This window comes from Methylobacterium sp. GXF4 (assembly GCF_000272495.1).
GTDB lineage: Bacteria > Pseudomonadota > Alphaproteobacteria > Rhizobiales > Beijerinckiaceae > Methylobacterium > Methylobacterium brachiatum.
The window spans coordinates 1-968 of sequence record NZ_AKFK01000040.1 but is presented as its reverse complement, the minus strand read 5'-3'; the positions used below and the strand labels follow the sequence as shown (position 1 = coordinate 968).

The window sequence follows — 968 nt, the reverse complement described above, 5'->3', positions numbered from 1 at the left end:
ATGGCGGTTCTGGTGACGGGCGGGGCGGGGTATATCGGCAGCCACATGGTTCTGGCGCTGCTGGACGCGGGCCACGAGGAGATCGTGGTCCTCGACGACCTGTCCACCGGGTTCGACTGGGCCGTGCCCGAGGGCGTCAAGCTCGTGGTCGGCGACGTCGCCGACCAGGCGCTGGTCACCCAGACCATCCTGCAGCACCGGATCGACGCGCTCGCCCATTTCGCCGCCCGGATCGTCGTGCCGGACTCGGTCGCCGACCCGCTCGGCTACTACCTGGCCAACACGGTCAAGACCCGCGCCCTGATCGAGGCCGCCACCCGCGCGGGCGTGCGCCACGTGATCTTCTCCTCGACAGCCGCCGTCTATGGCGAGCCCGAGGTGGTGCCGGTGCCCGAGGATCTGCCGCTCAACCCGATCAACCCCTACGGCCGCTCCAAGCTGATGAGCGAGTGGATGATCGCCGACGCGGCGGCCGCCCACGGCTTCTCGTACGTGGTGCTGCGCTACTTCAACGTCGCCGGCGCCGATCCGGCCGGGCGCTCGGGGCAGTCGACCCCGGACGCCACGCACCTGATCAAGGTGGCGACCCAGGCCGCGCTGGGGCAGCGGGCGCGGCTCGACGTTTACGGCACGGACTACCCGACGCCGGACGGCTCATGCCTGCGCGACTACATCCAGGTCTCGGACCTGGCGGAGGCGCACCGGGTGGCGCTCGACCACCTGCGCGGGGGCGGCGAGAGCCTGACGCTGAACTGCGGCTACGGCCGGGGCTACTCGGTTCTGGAGGTGATCGAGGTGGTCAAGCGGATCTCGGGGCGGGACTTCGAGGTGCGGCTGTGCCCGCGCCGTCCGGGGGATCCAGCCCGGATCGTGGCGGAGGCCGGGCGGATCCGGTCGCGGCTCGGCTGGCAGCCCCGCCACGACGACCTCGACGCCATCGTCGCCCAGGCGCTCGCCTGGGAGGACAA

The 968-nt window shown here is 71.7% G+C and carries 1 protein-coding gene; it reads left to right on the top strand.

Going from position 1 to position 968, the window contains the following annotated elements; all coding sequences use genetic code 11:
• A partial coding sequence (gene galE / locus WYO_RS04100; protein ID WP_007559431.1) for a UDP-glucose 4-epimerase GalE occupies positions 1 to 968 on the top strand: 968 nt, incomplete at its 3' end.